Below are 18,916 nucleotides of genomic sequence, written 5' to 3'. Positions count from 1 at the left end.
GAACCCTTTGGCAATATGCGTCAAACTTACGGCGGTGATTCACTCAACACCGCTACCTATCTGGCTCGGGTGAGTTCGCCCGAACAGATTGAGGTGCGTTATATTTCCGCTTTAGGTACGGATAAACTCAGTCAAGGGATGTTGGAAGCGTGGCAGGCAGATAATATCAATACCGATTTTGTGCTGCTTGATAAACACCGCCAGCCGGGGCTTTATCTGATTCAGTTGGATAAATTCGGCGAGCGGACTTTCCTTTATTGGCGTAATCAATCAGCGGCTCGCTACTTGCTCCAACATTCAGACTATCCTAACGTGCTTAGGGCAATGGCTGAAGTAGATATGGTTTATCTTAGTGGCATCAGTCTCGCAATCTTGCCTGAAAATGACCGCACTTTGCTGATTGAACAGCTTCGTGAGTTGAAAAAACAAGGTATTAAAATCGCCTTTGACAGCAACTACCGTCCGAAACTGTGGGAAAGTGTTGAAACTGCCCAACAACATTATGCCGAACTGCTGAAATTAGTGGATTTAGCTCTGGTTACTTTTGATGATGAACATCTGCTTTGGGGTGATGAGAACGAACAAGCCACGCTTACCCGTCTTGCTCAGTATGGCATTGAAACTATTGTGGTAAAACAAGGCTCTCAGGGAGCAACCGTGCAACATAACAGCGAACAGATTTTTGTGCCAACCGTTCCCGTTGAGAATGTGGTTGATACCACCTCCGCAGGTGATTCCTTTAATGCGGGTTTCCTCAACGGTTACTTACTTGGCAAAGATTTAACTACCTGTTGCCAACAAGGCAACCAAGTTGCAGGCATCGTAATTCAACACAAAGGGGCGATTATTGATAAAGCCGCTACCGCTCATTTGAAATCGCAGTTTGAACAAGCAATGTAAATAACAAGCAAGCGGTTAAATTTGCAAAATTTTTTACAAAAATGACCGCTTGTACCCCAAAAGAGGTTAAAAAAATGCGTTATACCACTGAACAAATCGTAGAGAAATTAAGAGAACTCAAAGTTGTCCCCGTCATCGCTCTCGACAATGCAGAGGATATTCTACCCCTAGCGAAAACCTTATCCGAAAACGGTTTACCTGTGGTAGAAATCACCTTCCGTTCCGCTGCGGCTGAAGAGGCGATTAAATTAGTCAAAGCCCATTACCCTGAAGTATTAATTGCCGCAGGCACAGTATTAACCAAAGAACAGGTGCTTACCGCTAAAAATGCAGGGGCGGATTGTATCGTTACGCCGGGCTTTAACCCGAATATCGTTAAGTATTGCCAAGAGCTGGGTTTACCCATTACACCGGGTGTGAACAACCCGATGGCGATTGAAGCCGCCCTCGAACTCGGCATACAAGCGGTCAAATTTTTCCCTGCCGAAGCAAGTGGTGGCGTGAAAATGATTAAGGCGTTGTTAGGTCCTTACGGCAACTTACAGATTATGCCTACAGGCGGCATTAGCCCAAGTAATATCAAAGAGTACCTTGCTATTTCGAATGTGGTTGCCTGTGGTGGCTCTTGGTTTGTGGAGAAGTCATTGATTAAAGAGAAAAAATGGCAAGAGATTGGGGAGATGGTGAAAGAGACTGTAAAACTTGTTAAGTAAGAAAAATTGCTCCGCTGGGGCAACGTTATTTTATCTATTTACAAATGAAAATAAATTCGTCATACTCCATTTGATGACTTATGCTAGCTCATCATAATCGTTTCTATTTCTTAACATAAAAAAGGAACATATCTATGAATCAAATCGTAAAATTTAGCTTAACGCTTCTTGCTGCTGGTGTAATTTCTGCTTGCGGTAGTTCAGGTGGTGGAAATAATAGTACTTCTCCTGCTGCAAATAATAATACAAATACTTCTGCTAATAAACCTGCACCTACCCAAACAACTCCAACTCAACCAACCCAAACAAACTCTTCTGATGATATGGGAACCGCTTTCCGTGTCAGTGATGGCAAAGAATTTGATATTGCAAAAGCAAACACCTATAAACAACAATTAATTGTTGATGGTAAAACATTCCCTGTTTCTTGGGGTAATATTGTTTCTGGTGGATTTACAAATCTTCAAAATAGCATAATTAACGGCGTAACTTATAAAAACTTTACTGTAAGCGGTGCCAAATTTACTAACGTAAAATTCGGACATATTGATGGTTATGTTTTTGCACAAGGTGATGTTACACCAAAATCTAATATTCCAACTACAGGTTCCGCAACTTATAATGTAGATGGTGTTTTTGTAGCAAATGGTCAAACATCAACCTCTCGAGATCACAAATTAAACGTTGATTTTGCTAACAAAACCATAAACGGTGATGTTGCTCCAAATGTAGCAGTAACAAACGCTAAAATTGATGGTAACGAATTTGATGGAAAAGCAGTCCATAACGGAAAATCAGCCGAGCTAGAAGGTCATTTCTATGGTTCAAATGCAAGCGAAATCGGTGGTGCTTATAGCTCATCAGACTTCTCCGGTGCATTTGGCGGTAAAAAACAATAATTTTTTTATTGATTTTTTTGAAAGGCTATTGAAAAATAGCCTTTTCTATTTCTTTTATAATACTTTACTATGAAAAAAATTATTCCTATTGCTTTCAGTTTAGCTGCACATTTTGCATTAGCTGATACCGCCCCAGCTCCAATTCAAGAGAAAATGGATAATCAGCGGATGCAACAAAATCAATCGTTTGAGACACCGGAACATAAAGTTGCTCAAGCTCAGCCCAAAGTGCAAAATAGCAATCAGACTATTTCAATTTCAAGCCAAGAACTCATTCAGCAGCCTGAGTTATTAAATTCAGCAATGCTGACGGCATTGGTAACAGGCAATACCGAAAACGTCCTCTTTTTATTGCCGATATACCAAAAACTCCCTACATCTAAGCAAAATCGTGAAATGATTACGTGGGCAAAGGCAACAGAGGCAAAATCAAATCAAGATTATACTCAATCTATTAAGCTCTACCGAGAGTTGCTGGCAAATTATCCGGAAAATCAGCCGATCCGAATGCAGCTTGCGGTGGCACTTTTTGAAAACCGTGAAAATGAAGCCGCAGAAGCACAATTTCATAAATTACAAGCGGATAAATTACCTATAAAAATTACAAATATCATCAATCATTATTTAGAAGCCATCAGTAAACAAGACAAATGGGTATTTCAAGGCGGCTTAACTTATTTAAATGATCCAAATATTAATAATGCTCCAGCTTCAGGCACAACTTACGGCAGATGGACAGCTCCGAAGAAAGAGTCTGCTCAAGGGATTGGGCTAAGTTTTGACGCTGCGAAAAAATGGTCTTGGGGAAATGGTTTCTTCCACGAGTTTCGCCTAAACGGTAATGGCAAATATTATTGGAATAATAAAAAATATAATGAATATTCGCTGAGAGAAAGTTTCGGATTAGGCTATCAAAGTGCGAAACAAAAAATCACGGTTTTACCTTTCTTAGAGCAAACTTGGTATGCGGGCGGTTCTACTCAAAGTCAAAGCACTAAGCGTTATTCCAATGCAGGCGGTGTTAATACTCGTTGGCAATACTGGATTACGCCACAATGGCAATCCTCAATAACGTATGAATATGCCGAGCAACGTTATACCCGCCGCCAGCACTTAGATGGGAATTATCATTTTGTTTCTCCGAGTATTTACTACCATCCAAGCAGCCAGCAATATTGGTTTGTTGGAGCGAACTTTAACCGCAATAGCACCAGAGATTTAGATGACAGCTTTATTCGTCGAGGTGTTTCACTAGGTTGGGGGCAAGAGTGGAAGAATGGGCTTTCAAGTCAATTAAGCGTGAGCTATGGTCGCAAGCAATATAGAGCACCAATGCCTATTTTCCAAATTACCCAGCGTAATAAAGAATACGGCGTACAAGCGAGTATCTGGCACAGAGCCGTGCATTTTAAAGGCATTACTCCTCGTTTAACCTGGCAATATAACAAAGTAAAAAGTAATCACACTTTTTATAGTTATGACAAAAACCGTGTGTATATTGAGTTTTCACATACATTCTAAGCAAAATCGCCCTGTTCAAGGGCGATTTTTAATAGAAAGAGTAATTCATTCCTTTAGGTAGAAAGTCTTCAATCACAACAATATTATCTGCGACAATGAATTTTACCGAATGTCCATATTTTAAAGGATAAAGATGAAACTTTCCATCAGCATACGCTGACGCAACAAAACTCAATTTTTCAGCAAGACTTCTCATTGTTTCTAAAAATTTACTTGCTATTTCTTCATTTTGACTTTCAGAATAAATGTAATCCGCTTTATCTAACAATTTAAACTCTGCTTTTTTAGACCAGAAAACGGCATAATCTTGTTTCATTTACGATCTAACCCATTTTTTAAAACGTATTCAAGTTTTTCCATCACTTCATCGTGAGAAATCAGCTCAATCTCTCCGTTCATTATACCTTGCAAAAAACGTTGCTCTTCCGTTAAAGATTGTTCAAACATTGATAAGATCTTTTCTTGAAAAATCTTTTTTTGCTGGTTTTCTGTTGGATTTATTGGCATATCATTTTCCTTTTACATTACTTACTGGATAAATTATGAGCTTTTTACAAATTGCCGTCAAATAAAACCTTTACCCCAACAACTTCTTCAACCGATAAAGCTCCTCTAACGCTTGTCTTGGCGTGAGTTCATCGGGTTGGATTGCTTTGAGGGCTTTTTCTAGCTCGCTTTCTGCTGCAACAAGCGGTCGAATTGCTTCATTTTTTTGCAAATCATCGGAAAAGTCTGCTGCAAAAAGCAAATCCGCTTGCGGGTGTTCATTGGCTTGTTTGGTTTGGTGGGAAATTTCTTCTAAATGAGCTAAACGTTGTTTTGCCAATTGAATCACTTGCTTTGGCACACCGGCAAGAGCCGCCACCGCCAAGCCATAGCTTTTGCTTGCTGCCCCTTCTTGTACCGAATGCATAAAGGCGATGGTGTCGTTATGTTCTCTCGCATCTAAATGTACGTTTACCACGCCTTTAAGCTGATTTGGTAGCCCTGTTAGCTCGAAATAATGGGTAGCGAATAGGGTTAAAGATTGCGTTTTCTTCGCCAACCATTCCGCACACGCCCACGCCAGCGATAAACCATCATAGGTGGAAGTACCACGCCCGATTTCATCAATCAGCACCAGACTATTTTCGGTAGCTTGGTGCAAAATATTCGCCATTTCGGTCATTTCCACCATAAAGGTTGAACGCCCGGAAGCCAAATCATCACTTGCTCCAATACGAGTGAAAATACGATCAATCGGACCAATTTCCGCACTTTCTGCCGGCACAAAACTGCCGATATACGCCATCAAGGTAATCAGGGCAATTTGTCGCATATAAGTGCTTTTACCCCCCATATTCGGACCTGTTACAATCAACAAATGGCGTTGAGCATTCAGAAATACCGGGTTGGCAATAAACGGATCAGTTAGCACCTGCTCAACCACAGGGTGTCTGCCACCTTTGATATTTACCATTCTCGTTGGGCTAAAAGTCGGGCAAACGTAGTTTAAACTGTCTGCTCGTTCAGCAAGGTTAGTCAATACATCAAGAGTTGAAAGTACCATTGCGGCAAGTTGTAACTCGCCTAATCGTGGCATCAAAATATCGAACAACTCATCATAAAGTTGCTTTTCAAGTGCGAGCGATGCCCCTTTTGCTTTCAGCACCTTATCTTCATAGGTTTTGAGTTCAGGAATAATGTATCGCTCCGCATTTTTAAGCGTTTGGCGACGGACATAGTGAATCGGGGCTTTATGAGCTTGCCCTTGACTGATTTGAATATAGTAGCCGTGTACTGCATTAAAGCCGATTTTCAGTGTATCAATGCCGGTGGTTTCACGCTCACGAATTTCCAAATTCTCTAAATATTGGGTTGCTCCATCTGAAAGCTCTCGCCATTCGTCTAGCTCCGCATTATAGCCTTCAGCAATCACACCTCCATCACGAATAAGCTGTGGCGGATTTTCAATAATCGCACGCTCAAGTAAATCAAGTAGCTCGCTGAAATCCGCTAATTGAGATAGCAATTTATCTAAACTAGCGGTCAAATTTTGGGAATTTTTTGCAACTTCGGGCAGTTGTGCCAATGCGGTGCGTAAACGAGTGAGATCACGAGGGCGAGCGGAACGTAACGCAACACGAGCTAAAATCCGCTCCATATCACCAACTTGTTGAAGTAACGGTTGGAGATCGCCTACTCTATCGTGCTGAATAATAGCTGCAATGGTCTGTTGTCTTTCTTGCAGTTTGGCATAATCTCGAATGGGCTGATGAATCCAGCGTTTGAGTAAACGGCTTCCCATTGGGGTAACGCATTTATCTAATACAGCAGCCAGCGTGTTTTCCGTGCCACCTGCGAGATTTTGCGTAAGCTCTAAATTACGGCGGGTTGCGGCATCTAATAACACCGTATCACTATGTTGAGCTAACTTAATAGAATTAATATGAGGCAATGCGGTACGCTGGGTTTCTTGTGCATAATGCAACACACAACCTGCAGCACAAAGAGCAACGATAGCCTTCTCTACTCCAAATCCCGCAAGACTTTGTGTGCCGAACTGGCGGTTTAATAATTGAATGGAAGTTACCAGCTCAAACTCCCACACAGGACGGCGACGTAAGCCTTTATAATTATTTAAAATGCCCGCAGCCGAGAAATCTTCCGCATACAGAATTTCCGCCGGTTGTAAACGTTGTAATTCTGCCGCCAACGCCTCTTTGTTCGGCAACTCGCTGATTAAAAACCGCCCCGAAGTCATATCCAATGAGGCTATCGCAAAAATACCTTTTTCCTCATAGACTGCTGCCACTAAATTATCTTGGCGTTCAGGTAACAATGCCTCATCGCTAACCGTTCCCGGTGTTACAATTCTCACTACTTTACGCTCAACAGGTCCTTTTGAGGTGGCTGGATCGCCCACCTGTTCGCAAATTGCCACACTCTCGCCCAATGCCACCAGCTTTGCTAAATACCCTTCTACTGCGTGATACGGCACTCCTGCCATTGGAATAGGCTCACCTGCCGATTGCCCACGTTTGGTCAGCGAGATATCCAACAACGCCGCCGCTCGTTTTGCATCATCATAAAATAGCTCATAGAAATCCCCCATTCGGTAAAATAGTAAAATATCCGGATTTTGAGCTTTGAGTTGCAAATATTGCACCATCATCGGCGTGTGAGTAGAAAGATCTTTCGTCATCAATTGTTTAAGTAGTTAGAAATCATTGCCGTTAGTTTAACAGATTAGGGGATCGGAAAAAACAAGCGGTGGTTTTTCGATAAAATTTTGCAATGGTAAGTCGTTATTTTTTTGCTAGAATACGCAAAATTTTTAATGGGAAACGCATTATGTTTAAAAAAATAATATTACTTTCAACAGGCTTTTTGGCTGTTGCTTGCACATCAAATGAAACCATAAAAGAAGAAGCTTTTCCGGGTGAATTTGCAAATGCTGATTACGTATTGTCTGAAGCGGACGCTCAAAAATGGGTAGTCTTGAGTAATCAAGCGAAGCAGTGTATTTACCCGAACTTAACCCGTATTCAGCAGGAACATTTTTCTAAGGAAGATTCATATATTTTCTCACAATATGTGTTCTTCTATCCGCTTGAAGAGATTATTGGTGAGCAGTATGTCAAAATCATTCAAAACGATGAAAAATCAATGGGTTACGCTCAGCATTTGTTCAAGAAATTTAAAAATAACGAAGCGGTAGAAGAATTACCGAAAAAGCAGTGTGCCACCTTGCGTGCCAATGCGAAAAACGATCTGTCGGTGGTGAAAGGACAATATCAAAGCGGAATGGCAGAAGAGGCAAAAACAGAAACGAATAAAAATGGGGATAAAGTTGCCACTAATGACAACAAATTCTTCTTCGATATTATCAAATGGGGCAGTGCACTATTGCTCTAATGCTATTAATAAAGCAAGTGGTTATTTTTTAGTTTCAGTAAAAATAACCACTTGCTTTTTTGTCTTGCCGTTAATTACGAATTCAATGAACTTTATTAAATTAGTAAAGTCTTAAAATATAGTTTTTTTCAATAATTCACCCTCTTTTTTATTTAAGGATTTTAAATGAAACCATTAAAAACATTATTAGCATTAGGCGTTGCTATGGCAGTTTCAGTAACATCATTTGCTGAAACTAATACACAAACAGTGAACGCAAAAGCTGTAGCAACTGAACAAATCAATGCAATTAAAACCTCTACTGCACAAAAAGCAGCTGAAGTTAAAGAAAGTACCAAAGTAAAAGCGAAAGAAGTAAAAGAAAGTGTTGCAGAGAAAACAGAAGCAGTCAAAGCTAAAGCAAGTGCGGCAACAGAAAATGCAAAAGTGAAAGCAGAAGCGGCAAAAATGGCAACAACTGAAAAAGCGGCAACGGCACGTGAAACACTAAATTCAGCTAAAACCGCCACAACAGAAAAAGTTGCAGCAGTAAAAGCAACCGCAGCTGAAAAAACGGCTACGGTGAAAAAATCACAAAAAGTAAATATTAACAAAGCAAACGAAGAAGAATTGCAATCTTTAGCCGGCATTGGCGAAGCGAAAGCAAAAGCGATCGTAGAATATCGCAAAAAAGCGGGCAAAATTAAAAGTGCAGCGGAATTATCCAACATTCCGGGTATTGGCGAGACAACTGTTGAGAAAGTCGCTCCATACTTAACCTTCTAATTTTTACAAGCGGTGGTTTTGTTGCAAAATTTTGCAAAAAATTAACCGCTTGTTTCTTTCTTACCTTGTATTTTCAATTTTTATCCCCATTTATCTACCCGTATTTATTCGATACATTATTCAATTAATAAAAGGAACAACAAATGGCATTAGATTTCAATTCAGTTGCATTAGACTCAGTAGAAGCAAAAGGCGGTTACGGTATCGGTTTACAAATCGGTCAGCAACTTTTAGGCAGCGGTATGGATGTAAACGCAGAAGCGGTTGCCCGTGGGATTTACGATGTATTAAGCAACAACCAGCCGGCTATCGACTTAAACGAAGTAACAGAGGCATTACAAGAATTAGGTCAGCGTGCGGAAGCCGCTCAAGCGGAAGCGTTCAAAGCGATTGATGCCGAAAACAAAGCATTCTTAGAAGAGAACAAAAAAGCGAAAGGCGTTGTAGTAACCGAAAGCGGCTTACAATATGAAATCTTAACCGAAGGCACCGGCGAAAAACCAACGGCAAGCTCAACTGTGCGTGTTCACTATACCGGTTCATTAATTGACGGCACCGTGTTCGACAGCTCAGTAAAACGTGGTCAGCCGGCAGAATTCCCGGTAAACGGCGTAATCCGTGGTTGGACAGAAGCATTACAATTAATGCCGGTTGGCTCAAAATGGCGTTTAACCATTCCTCAAGAACTTGCTTACGGTGAGCGTGGTGCCGGTGCGTCAATTCCGCCATTCGCCACCTTAATTTTTGAAGTGGAATTATTAGATATTCTATAATTTCCAAAATCACAAAGCCCTGTGAATTTCACTCACGGGGCTTTTTACCATTTTTATCTTGAAAAATATAACCGATGACTCAGAAAAAATCCCTTATCCGCCGATTTATCAAAAATATTTTCTTATACGGCGGCTTGTTTATCCTCATCAGCTTTGTGATGGATTGGTATCGTGCGCCCACAGCTCCCGCAGAATTTGAACAGAAAGTACAATATGATATTCAAAACCAACCGAAAATCATCGCTCAATTAAGTAGTGATAAGCCTATGTTGCTCTATTTTTGGGGAAGTTGGTGTCATTATTGCGAATTTGTTTCCCCCAATATTCAAGAACTATCCGAGAACGGCACAGAAGTGTTAGGAGTCGCCTTAAAATCAGGCAATGATGCTGAGGTACAAAGCTATCTCAATGAAAACGGCTACACCTTTGCCACTATTAATGACCCGACTGGCGAGTTTTCTCAAGGTTGGGATATTCAAGCCACACCGACTATTTTAATGATCAAAGACGGCAAAATTATCCATCACACCACCGGCTATACCAGCAAATTGAGCTTAAAACTCAGGCTCTGGCTGCTAGAGCTATTGTCCTAAAACAAAGCCCTGAACAGGAAAATGTTCAGGGCTTTTGTGTTGTAAATAATCACTAAAAACTGACCGCTTACCAACAGGTTTATTTGGCTTCAAACACCAAAATCGCACCAGAATTTTGCATTTGCATATTCTGTTTTCCGTCTAAACCGAGTGAAGCACCTTGAGTATCAGTCATCACATAGATTTTACTGCCGTCGTGATTAACTTTAACATTACGGTAGCGGTTCGGGCTGGCGAAGTGTTTGTAAAGCTCGCCTTGCACATCATCAACACTACTATTGAGCGGCATACGGTAAATTGCACCACTTTTCAGTCCGGAAACTAAAATAGAGTTTTGCCACGCTTTTACTTTGCCATCTTTCGGGTAGTAAGCAATACTAGACAGAGCCGCTGTCGGCCAGCAGAGATAGCTGGAATCCGGACAGTTGCCTTTGTCAAACATATTGTGTCCATTGCGTACGGTAAAGAAAGTTTTGAGAGGGTTGCGGTAGTTTGCTTCCTGCACAAAATCGGTTTCTTTTTGAGCGACCATTTTATTGGGTGCCTCACCGCCGTGGGTTTCAAAAGTAGTATCGCCTATGGTTTGTGGTAACTCACCACATTTTTCCGCTGTGGCATAACTGGTATAAATGTAGTTTTGGTTATCCGGATAGCCCGCAACGTAAGGCCAACCGTAATTAGCACCAGCTTCCAGTAAATTCACTTCATCATCCGAACCCGGCCCTTGCTCTTCTTGGAAGAGTTTATCACCAGCAAACACAATTCCTTGTGGATTGCGGTGTCCGTAAGTATAAATATGGCTCTTCACACCGTTTAACACAGGATTATCTTCCGGTACCGAACCATCCGTGTTGAAACGCAAGGTTTTTCCTTGGTATGCAGCCCAATCTTTGTTCGCCAGCTCTTCGGCTGTCGGTAAGCGTTGAGCACGATCCGCCATACAGGTTCGGTCGTATTGGTTTGCCCCTTGGTTGCCGATGGTGTAGTAGAGCTTGTTATCCGGCCCAAGCAACAAACGCCCACCTTGGTGATCGGTGTAAGACGCCAATTTATCCAGCACAATCTCCTCTTTTTCAACCTTGTCTGCTTTCGCATTTAAGGTCAATTTCACTATTTTGGTGTAAGCGTTGCTGTCTGCTGCTTTGTAAGCATAAGCTGCGTAAAGAATGTTATCGCCTTTGCCGGATAAGAAATTTTTATCCAATGCTAAGCCCAACAAACCTTGCTGAATACCGCCATTGACCACATTGTCAAAGTGGTGAATCACTTTCCCTTCCCCACTTTTCGCATCAATCATCGCAATATCTCCGCCGACTTGTGTAATCCAAAGCTGGCCATTACGGTCAATCTGCATATCCCATGGATCTTTCAACCCCTCAACTAACACTTTTGCCTCAAACGGCTCAGCTTGGTTCATATCAAACGATTTTTCCGCAAATGCAGCTGTGGCAGCCACTATTCCAATGCTCAGAGCAAGTAAGTTTTTTTTCATTTTGTTTTCCTAATAAGAATCTAAAACTGAGGATATTATAGGTTGATCAATTAGAGCGATAAATAACACAAACTCGGTTTATTTATCCGAAATTTCGGATAATAATACTGTAAGCGGTCAATTTTTGCTAAAATTTTGCAAAAAATTACCGCTTGTAGGAGGAAAAATGGCGTTAGCTGGGTTACTCTCTTAATAAATAAGATGTGGGTATTTAGGGATTTTTCACTTCTTCTGCAACATCTGCCATAATCTGCCTAAACCATTGCTGAATAGGATCGTGGTTCGCTCTAGCGTGCCACGCCATCGCTTTGTGATATCCTTCAATCACAAAAGGCGGTTCAAGTAAGGCTAAATCATTCCGACTTCGCAAAAAATGACTTGGTGCGACAGCAGCATAATCTGTCTGTTTCAATAAATCAGGCAATAATGAAAAATGCCCTACCGATATTTTTACCTTTCGTTTTTTACCTAATCTTTCTAATGCCGTATCTGTCGCCCCGGCAAAATGCCCCCCATTATAAGCAACCAACACAAACTCTAGCTGACAAAAAGTTTCTATCGTCCATTCTTGTTTTAACACAGGATGATTATGCCTTACAGCACAGGTGTAAGTTTCAGAGAAAAGGCGTTGATAATATAAATTTTCTGTTAATTCTTGCTCACCTAAAATCGCCAAATCCCATTCACCGGTTAATAACCGCTCTTCAAGTGGTTGCCCTTGAATCGGAAAAAAGGCGACTTTAACATCAGGAGCCAATTTAGCTATTTTCAACGCAAAAGGGACACCTAGCGTACGAATTCCATTTTCTGTTCCCGCTAGTTTAAACGTACATTTCAACTCTTCAGGTTTAAATTCTATCGGTTTCACTAAGGCAGAAATATTTTCCAAGATCAGTTTAACCGGCTCTTGTAAAGCTAATGCCCTATTTGTTGGCAGCATTCCATGTGAGGAACGAATAAAAAGCGGATCATTAAACCGATGGCGAAGACGATTTAACATCGCACTGACCGCAGGCTGAGTTAAAGCTAAACGTTCTGCCGCACGGCTAACGTTTCGTTCTTCCAATAATGCGTTAAGTGCTTTTAAAAGATTGAGATCGAGATGATTGAGTTCTTTCATAGATATAAATAAAAATAATAAGATTTATATTAATAAGTGATTATATTTATATCACATAAATATCTATACTGCATTCATCAATTACCTCTCTTCATAAGGAAAAACTATGCCACATATTAATATTAAATGTTATCCCAAAGGATTATCTGAGCAAGAATTACAAGCGTTTGCCAATGATTTAACCGCATTTGCAAGTGAACGTTTAAATACACCTGCCGAATATATCACAATTGCCTATACTGAAATTCCTACCGAACAATGGAAAGAAACCGTGTATGACAGTGAAATTAAACCGAATCAAGATACTCTATTGCGTAAAGCACAATATGAAATGTAATCACTACAAGCGGTTATATTTTAAAGAAAATTTACTCTTTTTATAATGGAGGAAAAATGAAACGAATCAAAACGATCATCCTAACTTTAGGGCTAGGTTTCACCGTAAATAGTTTGGCTCAAGACAATACCGTTCGCTATTTTGGTCAATCAGAAGCAAGTTATCAACCCACTCAGCCTTATGGTATGAATGAAAAAGCGGGTAAATATGCCGACGTAGGCGATGCAAAAATTTGGTATGAAATTTATGGAAAAGGGGAGCCTGTGGTTGTGCCACACGGCGGTCTAGTAGGCTCACCGGCAGAAATGGGAGAATTTATTGACAACCTCGTAAAAAGCCAATACCAAGTTATTTCAATCACGACTCGAGGACATGCTAAATCCTATATAGGTACAGCTAAACCGACTTACCCACAGAAAGCTGATGATTTAAAGAAAGTCTTGGAAAACACAAACATCAAAGAGAAAGTATCATTAATTGGATTTAGTGATGGCGGCTACACCGCATTACATTTTGCTAAACAATATCCGGAACAAACAAAACAAGTAGTTGCAATTGGTGCTGGAGAGTGGGCTAAAGGTTATATTCAAGGCTCTCGCAAAGCTGATATGAAATTTGCGGATATCGCTCAATTCGATCCACAATATTGGCAACAGCAAGCCGCTATTCGTCCCGAACCGAATAAAACGGCAGAATGGTTCGAACAAGCCAATACGACTTATAACGAAACAACGGTCAGTAAAGAGATTTTCAGTCATATTCAAGCACCGACCCTGTTAGTGGTGGGCGAAAAAGATCAGAATGCCACTTTAGATAGTGTGCTGAATGCTTATAAAATGCTACCGAAAGGCAGTTTATCTGTTATCCCAAACGCTAACCACCCTGTATTTATCGAAAACTTCTCTGCGGTTTGGAATGCTGTTCAACCATTCCTAGCACAACAGAAATAACAAATAAAATAAGCGTATCACTTGAAAGTGATACGCTTATTTTGCAAAAAATCCCTCAAAAACGACCGCTTGTTAAATCAAGAAAATCACTGGCACTAAATTCATTGTAATCATCGTAGTAATCGACAAAATCAGGCGGGACGAGCCGAAAATAAAGCCTCGGTTTTTGCCGTTATCAAATTTCACAAGTAAGTTTGACATTGCGGTAAGAGCATAAACTTCCACTAGGGTAAAAATCACAGTGTAAATATAAGCTGCGGTTAATGTGGCAAATTTCACCGCCACAAACCAAGGGGCGATAATTGCTACCGCCAATAACGGAGAAACCCAGATCAGTTGCTGTTTGGTAAGATTAATTTTACGAGAAAAGGTAGATTGTAAGCTCACCGTTAAAATACCATTAATAAACAACGCAATAGGCGAATGTTCGGGGGCATTTAACACTTTATCAAACAGATATGGGAAGATAATAAAGTACGAAGAAGCCACACTAAGCGGTATAAATAGCATTAAGTGAGCAAATAAAAACTCTTTGGTAATAATTTCTTTAATTTGTGAGAAACGAAACTTCACACCTCCGTTAATACCTTCCACCGCAGAAAACGGCTTCACCATAAACGCAAATAACACCGCTTCTAAAATAAAGCAGATCCAAATCAACGTTTCAATCATCTCAAACTTGATAAAGGGAATGATGATAAGCGGAGCTAACATTGAAGACATACTGGTAACTTTTAAATATTTGCCCTGTAAGCGAGTTTTTGAGGCATATTCATTGCCTGCAAGAGCAAGTAAGCACGCTCTTGCATTTGTGCCGAACAAGCAACTGCCTAAGCCGAAACAGGTTGTCGCCATCAGCAATACAATATAATTATCTGCTGCTAAAAACAGCATATACGCCACAACATCTAAGAAGCAGCCAAGTAACATCATTTTAGCTAAGCCGTAGCGATCGCCCCAAATTCCTGCCAAAATGGCTAATGCTTGGTTGCAAAATAGTAATAACGAGAGCGAGAAGGCAATTTGGGCGTTGTCTAATCCTTTCCCTTTCAGGTAAAAGAAAAACACACTCTGCATTGAAAAAAATGCGGTGGTGGAAATAAATCGGCGAACAAGTAACAGTTTTTCTAAAGACATTAAATCGAGTGAATTTGTTTAAATAAAAAGCGATATTCTACTCTTTCGGCTTAAGGCGAGCAATCGGCTTTTATTTTACCTTTGGGCTTGGTTTCGGTATTATAGCAATCATTACAAGCGGTCAGTTTTTAGTAAAAATTTACCAAAATCCAACCGCTTGCAACCCAATTTGAGGATAAAAAATGAAAGATACCATTGTTGCTCAAGCCACCCCGATTGGTCGTGGGGGCGTTGGGATTTTGCGGGTTTCCGGTCCTTTGGCGGAGACTGTTGCTGAAGCCGTGTTAGGCAAAAAATTATCGCCCCGTGTGGCAAATTATTTGCCGTTTAAAGATGAAGACGGTACGGTGTTAGATCAAGGCATCGCCCTGTTCTTTAAAGCCCCGAACTCCTTTACCGGCGAAGATGTGCTTGAATTGCAAGGACACGGCGGTCAGGTTATTTTAGACCTATTGTTAAAACGCATTCTGCAAGTCAAAGGATTACGCATTGCCCGTGCTGGTGAATTTTCCGAGCAGGCGTTTTTAAACGATAAGCTCGACCTTGCCCAAGCCGAAGCGATTGCCGATTTAATTGATGCTACCAGCGAGCAAGCCGCTCGTTCGGCATTAAAATCTCTACAAGGCGAATTTTCTAACAAAATCAATGCATTAGTAGATAATGTCATTTATTTGCGAACCTATGTGGAAGCAGCTATCGACTTCCCCGATGAAGAAATCGACTTTTTAGCCGATGGAAAAATTGAAGCGAAATTAAACGAAATCATCGCCCAATTAGACGGCGTTCGCCGTGAGGCAAAACAAGGCTCAATTCTGCGTGAGGGAATGAAAGTGGTGATTGCCGGTCGCCCTAATGCAGGCAAATCAAGCCTACTCAATGCCTTAGCCGGGCGGGAAGCAGCAATCGTAACCAACATTGCCGGCACAACCCGTGATGTGCTACGTGAACACATTCACATTGATGGGATGCCGCTGCATATTATCGACACCGCCGGCTTGCGTGATGCAAGCGATGAGGTCGAACGCATTGGTATTGCTCGTGCGTGGGACGAAATCGCTCAAGCCGACCACGTTTTATTGATGATTGACAGCACCGAGCAACAAGCCGATCAGTTCCGCAATGAATGGGCGAATTTCTTAGAAAAACTACCAGCCAATATGCCAGTTACTGTGATTCGCAACAAAGTGGATTTATCGGGTGAGTCCGAAGGTTTGATCCAAGTGGAGGATTTCACTGTAATCCGCCTATCCGCCCAAACCAAAGTGGGCGTGGATTTACTGCGTGAACATTTGAAAAAATCAATGGGCTATCAAAGCTCAACAGAAGGTGGCTTCTTAGCACGCCGTCGCCATTTACAAGCATTAGAAACCGCCGCTGAACATTTAGAACGTGGGCATATTCAACTTACCCAGTTCTTAGCGGGCGAACTCTTAGCGGAAGAGTTGCGATTAGTCCAAAATGCGTTGAGTGAAATCACCGGGCAATTTACCTCTGACGATCTTCTTGGCAACATCTTCAGCTCGTTTTGTATCGGCAAATAAAATGACACTTTTTAACCGCTTCCAAGCCGAGTGCAGAAAACATCTTCCCCACCAAACGAACTTTTTGATTGGCTTAAGTGGTGGAGTAGATTCGGTGGTATTGCTACACCTTTTTGCTCATACAAGCTTTAACATTAGGGCAATTTATATCCATCACGGATTAAGCCCTAATGCAGACAGCTGGGCAGAATTTTGCGAACAATATTGCAAGCGGTTAAATATTCCTTTTATTTTGCAAAAAGTAACGGTTGATTCAACCAACGGTGTAGAAAACGGGGCGAGAGAAGCTCGCTATCAGGCAATTCAGCAACATTTAAAATCGAACGAAATCTTAGCCACTGCTCACCATTTAGACGACCAAGCGGAAACCTTTCTCCTCGCCTTAAAACGTGGCAGCGGAATTAAGGGATTATCCGCAATGCAAGCAGTTACTTTCTTGCAAAATTTTACCGTTTTTAGACCGCTATTAACCTTCAGTAAAGCGGAATTATTGGCTTATGCGAAGGCTCATCAGCTTCAATGGATTGAAGACGAAAGCAATGCAAACAACCGATATGATCGCAATTTCCTACGCAATCAAATCTTGCCTTTATTAAACCAACGCTGGCAGCAGTTTAGTGAAATGGTTGCTCGTTCCGCTCAACATTGTGCGGAACAACAAGAACTAATTCAAGAGCTTCTCAATGATGAACTAACGAAAAATATTGGGGAAAAAAATCAACTTTCTATTGCTCATTTTGAACATTTTTCATTACTCAAACAGCAACAATTAATTCGCTTATGGCTGGAAAAATATGCTGTGATGATGCCAAGCCAAGCTCAATTACAAGCGGTCATTTCTGAGTTAATTTTTGCAAATGCAGATAAAAATCCGCACATTAAAATCGGGGAAAAAGTGATTAGACGTTACCAACAGGCAATCTATATCACTGATGAACGCCCAGAAATCCCTGCTTTTGAAATTAAATTAGGAGCTGAAACCGAACTCGATCTTCCCCATCAATTAGGAAAAATGACACGTCATCAACAAGAAATCATTTGCAAAAAACAAGGTAAAACAGACCGCTTGTTATTACCAGAAGCGTTAGCTCAAGAGGAAATTTCGCTTAGAATCGGGCAACAAGGCAAAGTGAAATGTTATGGAAAACCGCATCGGGAAGAGATGAAAAAAATCTGGCAGCAGCACAATGTGCCGGTATGGGAAAGAAACCACACATTGCTCGTTTTTTGGCAAGATGAATTTGTGGCTTGTATCAAGAATTAGCCTCTTGGGTGGAATTTTTGATGTAGCGATTTCAAGCGAGCTTTTGCCACTTGAGTGTAAATTTGCGTGGTGGACAAATCACTATGCCCGAGCAACATTTGCACCACTCGTAAATCCGCACCGTGGTTCACCAAATGCGTAGCAAATGCGTGGCGAAGAACGTGTGGCGAGAGTTTATCCGCATCAATGCCTGCAAGAACAGCGTAATGTTTAATACGATGCCAAAAGGTCTGCCTTGTCATCTGCTGCCCTCGTCTGCTTGGAAATACCACATCAGATTGCTGATTATTCAACAAAATCGGACGACCATATTGGAAAAACTCCTGTATCCAATAATTCGCCTCTTCACCTAATGGCACAAGACGCTCTTTATCTCCTTTACCGATAATTCTCACCACGCCTTGCTTTAGGCTGATATTATCTGTGGAAAGCGAGACCAACTCTGTTACACGCAAACCCGTTGCATAAAGTAGCTCTAACATTGCTTTATCACGTAATTCGATTGGATCTAGCGTATTCGGCACATCAAGCAAATCCATTACCTGCTCTTCACTTAGCGATTTGGGTAAATGAGCCCCACGTTTTGGCGAAGTGAGCGTAAGCGTTGGATCATCTTTGCGATAATTCTCAAGACTTAAAAAACGAAAAAACTTACGTAAACAACTTAACATTCGGGCTGAACTGGTTGCTTTATAGCCTTGCTCTAAACGCTCGCCTAAAAAGCCTTGTAAGTCGATATGGTCAATAGATAGGAAAGCCTTTGGCTCAGAAAAATAATCAGAAAAACGCTCTAGATCAGAACGGTAAGAAGCTATAGTGTTTTCAGACAAACCGTGTTCTTGCCATAACGTATCAAGAAATTGTTCAATAATGGGATCCAGTTCAGCCATACAAGCGGTTATTTTTATTAGAAGTTTTACAAATTCTAGCAGAATTCACAGAGTATAAAAACGAAAAAACCGATTAGTTATACACTAATCGGTTATTAAATAAATTGGCGGAACGGACGGGACT

The 18,916-nt window shown here is 41.1% G+C and carries 19 protein-coding genes; 12 read left to right on the top strand and 7 right to left on the bottom strand.

The genetic code is table 11. The features are described 5' to 3' along the window. The 4 genes from ACJHV0_RS03535 to ACJHV0_RS03520 form a co-directional block, all read left to right on the top strand. Positions 1-900, top strand: a 900-nt coding sequence (locus ACJHV0_RS03535; protein ID WP_483133400.1) for a sugar kinase, incomplete at its 5' end; no start/stop codon positions are given. A 74-nt stretch (positions 901-974) separates the two neighbouring features. Beyond that, positions 975-1,613, top strand: coding sequence for a bifunctional 4-hydroxy-2-oxoglutarate aldolase/2-dehydro-3-deoxy-phosphogluconate aldolase (locus ACJHV0_RS03530; protein WP_483133399.1), 639 nt, complete (start codon positions 975-977; stop codon positions 1,611-1,613). A gap of 134 nt (positions 1,614-1,747) precedes the next feature. Next, positions 1,748-2,512, top strand: a complete 765-nt coding sequence (locus ACJHV0_RS03525) for a Slam-dependent surface lipoprotein (RefSeq protein WP_334232253.1) — start codon at positions 1,748-1,750, stop codon at positions 2,510-2,512. 69 nt (positions 2,513-2,581) lie between these two features. Next, positions 2,582-4,033 (top strand): porin family protein, encoded by a 1,452-nt coding sequence (locus ACJHV0_RS03520; RefSeq protein WP_334235296.1) that lies wholly within the window; start codon positions 2,582-2,584, stop codon positions 4,031-4,033. Between the two features lie 28 nt (positions 4,034-4,061). On the opposite strand, the gene ACJHV0_RS03515 is transcribed toward ACJHV0_RS03520, so the two are convergent. The 3 genes from ACJHV0_RS03515 to mutS all read right to left on the bottom strand — a co-directional run bounded on the left by ACJHV0_RS03515 (position 4,062) and on the right by mutS (position 7,217). Beyond that, on the bottom strand, positions 4,062-4,349 hold the full coding sequence (locus ACJHV0_RS03515) for a type II toxin-antitoxin system RelE/ParE family toxin (RefSeq protein WP_283386672.1): 288 nt from the start codon (positions 4,347-4,349) through the stop codon (positions 4,062-4,064). Further along, entirely contained in the window at positions 4,346-4,540 is a 195-nt protein-coding gene (locus ACJHV0_RS03510) for a hypothetical protein (RefSeq protein ID WP_283386671.1), read from the bottom strand. The genes ACJHV0_RS03515 and ACJHV0_RS03510 overlap by 4 nt, the downstream gene beginning before the upstream one ends. Before the next feature lie 70 nt (positions 4,541-4,610). Further along, complete coding sequence (mutS, locus tag ACJHV0_RS03505; RefSeq protein WP_483133398.1) at positions 4,611-7,217, bottom strand: DNA mismatch repair protein MutS; 2,607 nt, start codon at positions 7,215-7,217, stop codon at positions 4,611-4,613. A 149-nt stretch (positions 7,218-7,366) separates the two neighbouring features. Between mutS and ACJHV0_RS03500 the strand changes: the two genes are divergently transcribed. The 4 genes from ACJHV0_RS03500 (at position 7,367) to ACJHV0_RS03485 (ending at position 10,061) form a co-directional block, all read left to right on the top strand. After that, positions 7,367-7,930 carry a DUF5358 domain-containing protein gene (locus ACJHV0_RS03500; RefSeq protein WP_283386667.1) on the top strand — a complete coding sequence of 188 codons (564 nt, stop codon included), beginning with the start codon at positions 7,367-7,369 and terminating at the stop codon, positions 7,928-7,930. Between the two features lie 165 nt (positions 7,931-8,095). Further along, positions 8,096-8,695, top strand: a complete 600-nt coding sequence (locus ACJHV0_RS03495) for a ComEA family DNA-binding protein (protein WP_483133397.1) — start codon at positions 8,096-8,098, stop codon at positions 8,693-8,695. Between the two features lie 143 nt (positions 8,696-8,838). Further along, the gene (gene bamJ / locus ACJHV0_RS03490; RefSeq protein ID WP_334257369.1) at positions 8,839-9,468 is read left to right on the top strand and encodes a BamJ family beta-barrel-assembly machinery protein; all 630 of its coding nucleotides are present in this window, start codon (positions 8,839-8,841) and stop codon (positions 9,466-9,468) included. A 74-nt stretch (positions 9,469-9,542) separates the two neighbouring features. Next, on the top strand, positions 9,543-10,061 hold the full coding sequence (locus ACJHV0_RS03485) for a protein disulfide oxidoreductase (RefSeq protein WP_483133396.1): 519 nt from the start codon (positions 9,543-9,545) through the stop codon (positions 10,059-10,061). Between the two features lie 79 nt (positions 10,062-10,140). Here the strand turns inward: ACJHV0_RS03485 and ACJHV0_RS03480 are convergent, their stop codons facing one another. Together ACJHV0_RS03480 and ACJHV0_RS03475 are read right to left on the bottom strand one after the other, a co-directional pair. Continuing rightward, the gene (locus ACJHV0_RS03480; RefSeq protein WP_483133395.1) at positions 10,141-11,553 is read right to left on the bottom strand and encodes a glucose/sorbosone family PQQ-dependent dehydrogenase; all 1,413 of its coding nucleotides are present in this window, start codon (positions 11,551-11,553) and stop codon (positions 10,141-10,143) included. A gap of 211 nt (positions 11,554-11,764) precedes the next feature. Next, on the bottom strand, positions 11,765-12,673 hold the full coding sequence (locus ACJHV0_RS03475; RefSeq protein WP_483133394.1) for a LysR family transcriptional regulator: 909 nt from the start codon (positions 12,671-12,673) through the stop codon (positions 11,765-11,767). A 106-nt stretch (positions 12,674-12,779) separates the two neighbouring features. Here ACJHV0_RS03475 and ACJHV0_RS03470 point away from each other — a divergent pair, with 106 nt between their 5' ends. Both ACJHV0_RS03470 and ACJHV0_RS03465 read left to right on the top strand, forming a co-directional pair. Then, positions 12,780-13,010 carry a tautomerase family protein gene (locus ACJHV0_RS03470; RefSeq protein WP_334235304.1) on the top strand — a complete coding sequence of 77 codons (231 nt, stop codon included), beginning with the start codon at positions 12,780-12,782 and terminating at the stop codon, positions 13,008-13,010. Between the two features lie 56 nt (positions 13,011-13,066). Next, the gene (locus tag ACJHV0_RS03465; protein WP_483133393.1) at positions 13,067-13,960 is read left to right on the top strand and encodes an alpha/beta fold hydrolase; all 894 of its coding nucleotides are present in this window, start codon (positions 13,067-13,069) and stop codon (positions 13,958-13,960) included. Positions 13,961-14,032: 72 nt separating this feature from the next. Here ACJHV0_RS03465 and ACJHV0_RS03460 read toward each other — a convergent pair whose 3' ends face one another. Continuing rightward, the gene (locus ACJHV0_RS03460) at positions 14,033-15,097 is read right to left on the bottom strand and encodes an MFS transporter (RefSeq protein ID WP_483133392.1); all 1,065 of its coding nucleotides are present in this window, start codon (positions 15,095-15,097) and stop codon (positions 14,033-14,035) included. A gap of 182 nt (positions 15,098-15,279) precedes the next feature. Between ACJHV0_RS03460 and mnmE the strand changes: the two genes are divergently transcribed. Further along, positions 15,280-16,638 carry a tRNA uridine-5-carboxymethylaminomethyl(34) synthesis GTPase MnmE gene (gene mnmE / locus ACJHV0_RS03455; protein WP_483133391.1) on the top strand — a complete coding sequence of 453 codons (1,359 nt, stop codon included), beginning with the start codon at positions 15,280-15,282 and terminating at the stop codon, positions 16,636-16,638. A 1-nt stretch (position 16,639) separates the two neighbouring features. Beyond that, entirely contained in the window at positions 16,640-17,902 is a 1,263-nt protein-coding gene (tilS, locus tag ACJHV0_RS03450; RefSeq protein WP_483133390.1) for a tRNA lysidine(34) synthetase TilS, read from the top strand. Here tilS and xerD read toward each other — a convergent pair. Continuing rightward, positions 17,899-18,792: a site-specific tyrosine recombinase XerD gene (xerD, locus tag ACJHV0_RS03445; RefSeq protein WP_334232229.1), complete on the bottom strand. Its 894-nt coding sequence runs from the start codon at positions 18,790-18,792 to the stop codon at positions 17,899-17,901. The two genes, tilS and xerD, sit on opposite strands and share 4 nt — an antisense overlap. Positions 18,793-18,916: the final 124 nt, after the last annotated feature.

Source organism: Mannheimia sp. (assembly GCF_056854775.1).
Note: the sequence above shows the minus strand (reverse complement) of the source record. Positions and strands in the feature narration are given on the sequence as shown.

What these genes read in the sequence shown, in the direction of transcription:
- ACJHV0_RS03475 (WP_483133394.1), bottom strand. Translation starts at nt 12,673, where the DNA reads ATGAAAGAACTCAATCATCTCGATCTCAATCTTTTAAAAGCACTTAAC.
- ACJHV0_RS03520 (WP_334235296.1), top strand. Translation starts at nt 2,582, where the DNA reads ATGAAAAAAATTATTCCTATTGCTTTCAGTTTAGCTGCACATTTTGCA.
- ACJHV0_RS03480 (WP_483133395.1), bottom strand. Translation starts at nt 11,553, where the DNA reads ATGAAAAAAAACTTACTTGCTCTGAGCATTGGAATAGTGGCTGCCACA.
- ACJHV0_RS03470 (WP_334235304.1), top strand. Translation starts at nt 12,780, where the DNA reads ATGCCACATATTAATATTAAATGTTATCCCAAAGGATTATCTGAGCAA.
- ACJHV0_RS03530 (WP_483133399.1), top strand. Translation starts at nt 975, where the DNA reads ATGCGTTATACCACTGAACAAATCGTAGAGAAATTAAGAGAACTCAAA.
- ACJHV0_RS03500 (WP_283386667.1), top strand. Translation starts at nt 7,367, where the DNA reads ATGTTTAAAAAAATAATATTACTTTCAACAGGCTTTTTGGCTGTTGCT.
- ACJHV0_RS03485 (WP_483133396.1), top strand. Translation starts at nt 9,543, where the DNA reads ATGACTCAGAAAAAATCCCTTATCCGCCGATTTATCAAAAATATTTTC.
- ACJHV0_RS03465 (WP_483133393.1), top strand. Translation starts at nt 13,067, where the DNA reads ATGAAACGAATCAAAACGATCATCCTAACTTTAGGGCTAGGTTTCACC.
- bamJ (WP_334257369.1), top strand. Translation starts at nt 8,839, where the DNA reads ATGGCATTAGATTTCAATTCAGTTGCATTAGACTCAGTAGAAGCAAAA.
- ACJHV0_RS03510 (WP_283386671.1), bottom strand. Translation starts at nt 4,540, where the DNA reads ATGCCAATAAATCCAACAGAAAACCAGCAAAAAAAGATTTTTCAAGAA.
- ACJHV0_RS03495 (WP_483133397.1), top strand. Translation starts at nt 8,096, where the DNA reads ATGAAACCATTAAAAACATTATTAGCATTAGGCGTTGCTATGGCAGTT.
- ACJHV0_RS03525 (WP_334232253.1), top strand. Translation starts at nt 1,748, where the DNA reads ATGAATCAAATCGTAAAATTTAGCTTAACGCTTCTTGCTGCTGGTGTA.
- ACJHV0_RS03515 (WP_283386672.1), bottom strand. Translation starts at nt 4,349, where the DNA reads ATGAAACAAGATTATGCCGTTTTCTGGTCTAAAAAAGCAGAGTTTAAA.
- mnmE (WP_483133391.1), top strand. Translation starts at nt 15,280, where the DNA reads ATGAAAGATACCATTGTTGCTCAAGCCACCCCGATTGGTCGTGGGGGC.
- ACJHV0_RS03460 (WP_483133392.1), bottom strand. Translation starts at nt 15,097, where the DNA reads ATGTCTTTAGAAAAACTGTTACTTGTTCGCCGATTTATTTCCACCACC.
- mutS (WP_483133398.1), bottom strand. Translation starts at nt 7,217, where the DNA reads ATGACGAAAGATCTTTCTACTCACACGCCGATGATGGTGCAATATTTG.
- xerD (WP_334232229.1), bottom strand. Translation starts at nt 18,792, where the DNA reads ATGGCTGAACTGGATCCCATTATTGAACAATTTCTTGATACGTTATGG.
- tilS (WP_483133390.1), top strand. Translation starts at nt 16,640, where the DNA reads ATGACACTTTTTAACCGCTTCCAAGCCGAGTGCAGAAAACATCTTCCC.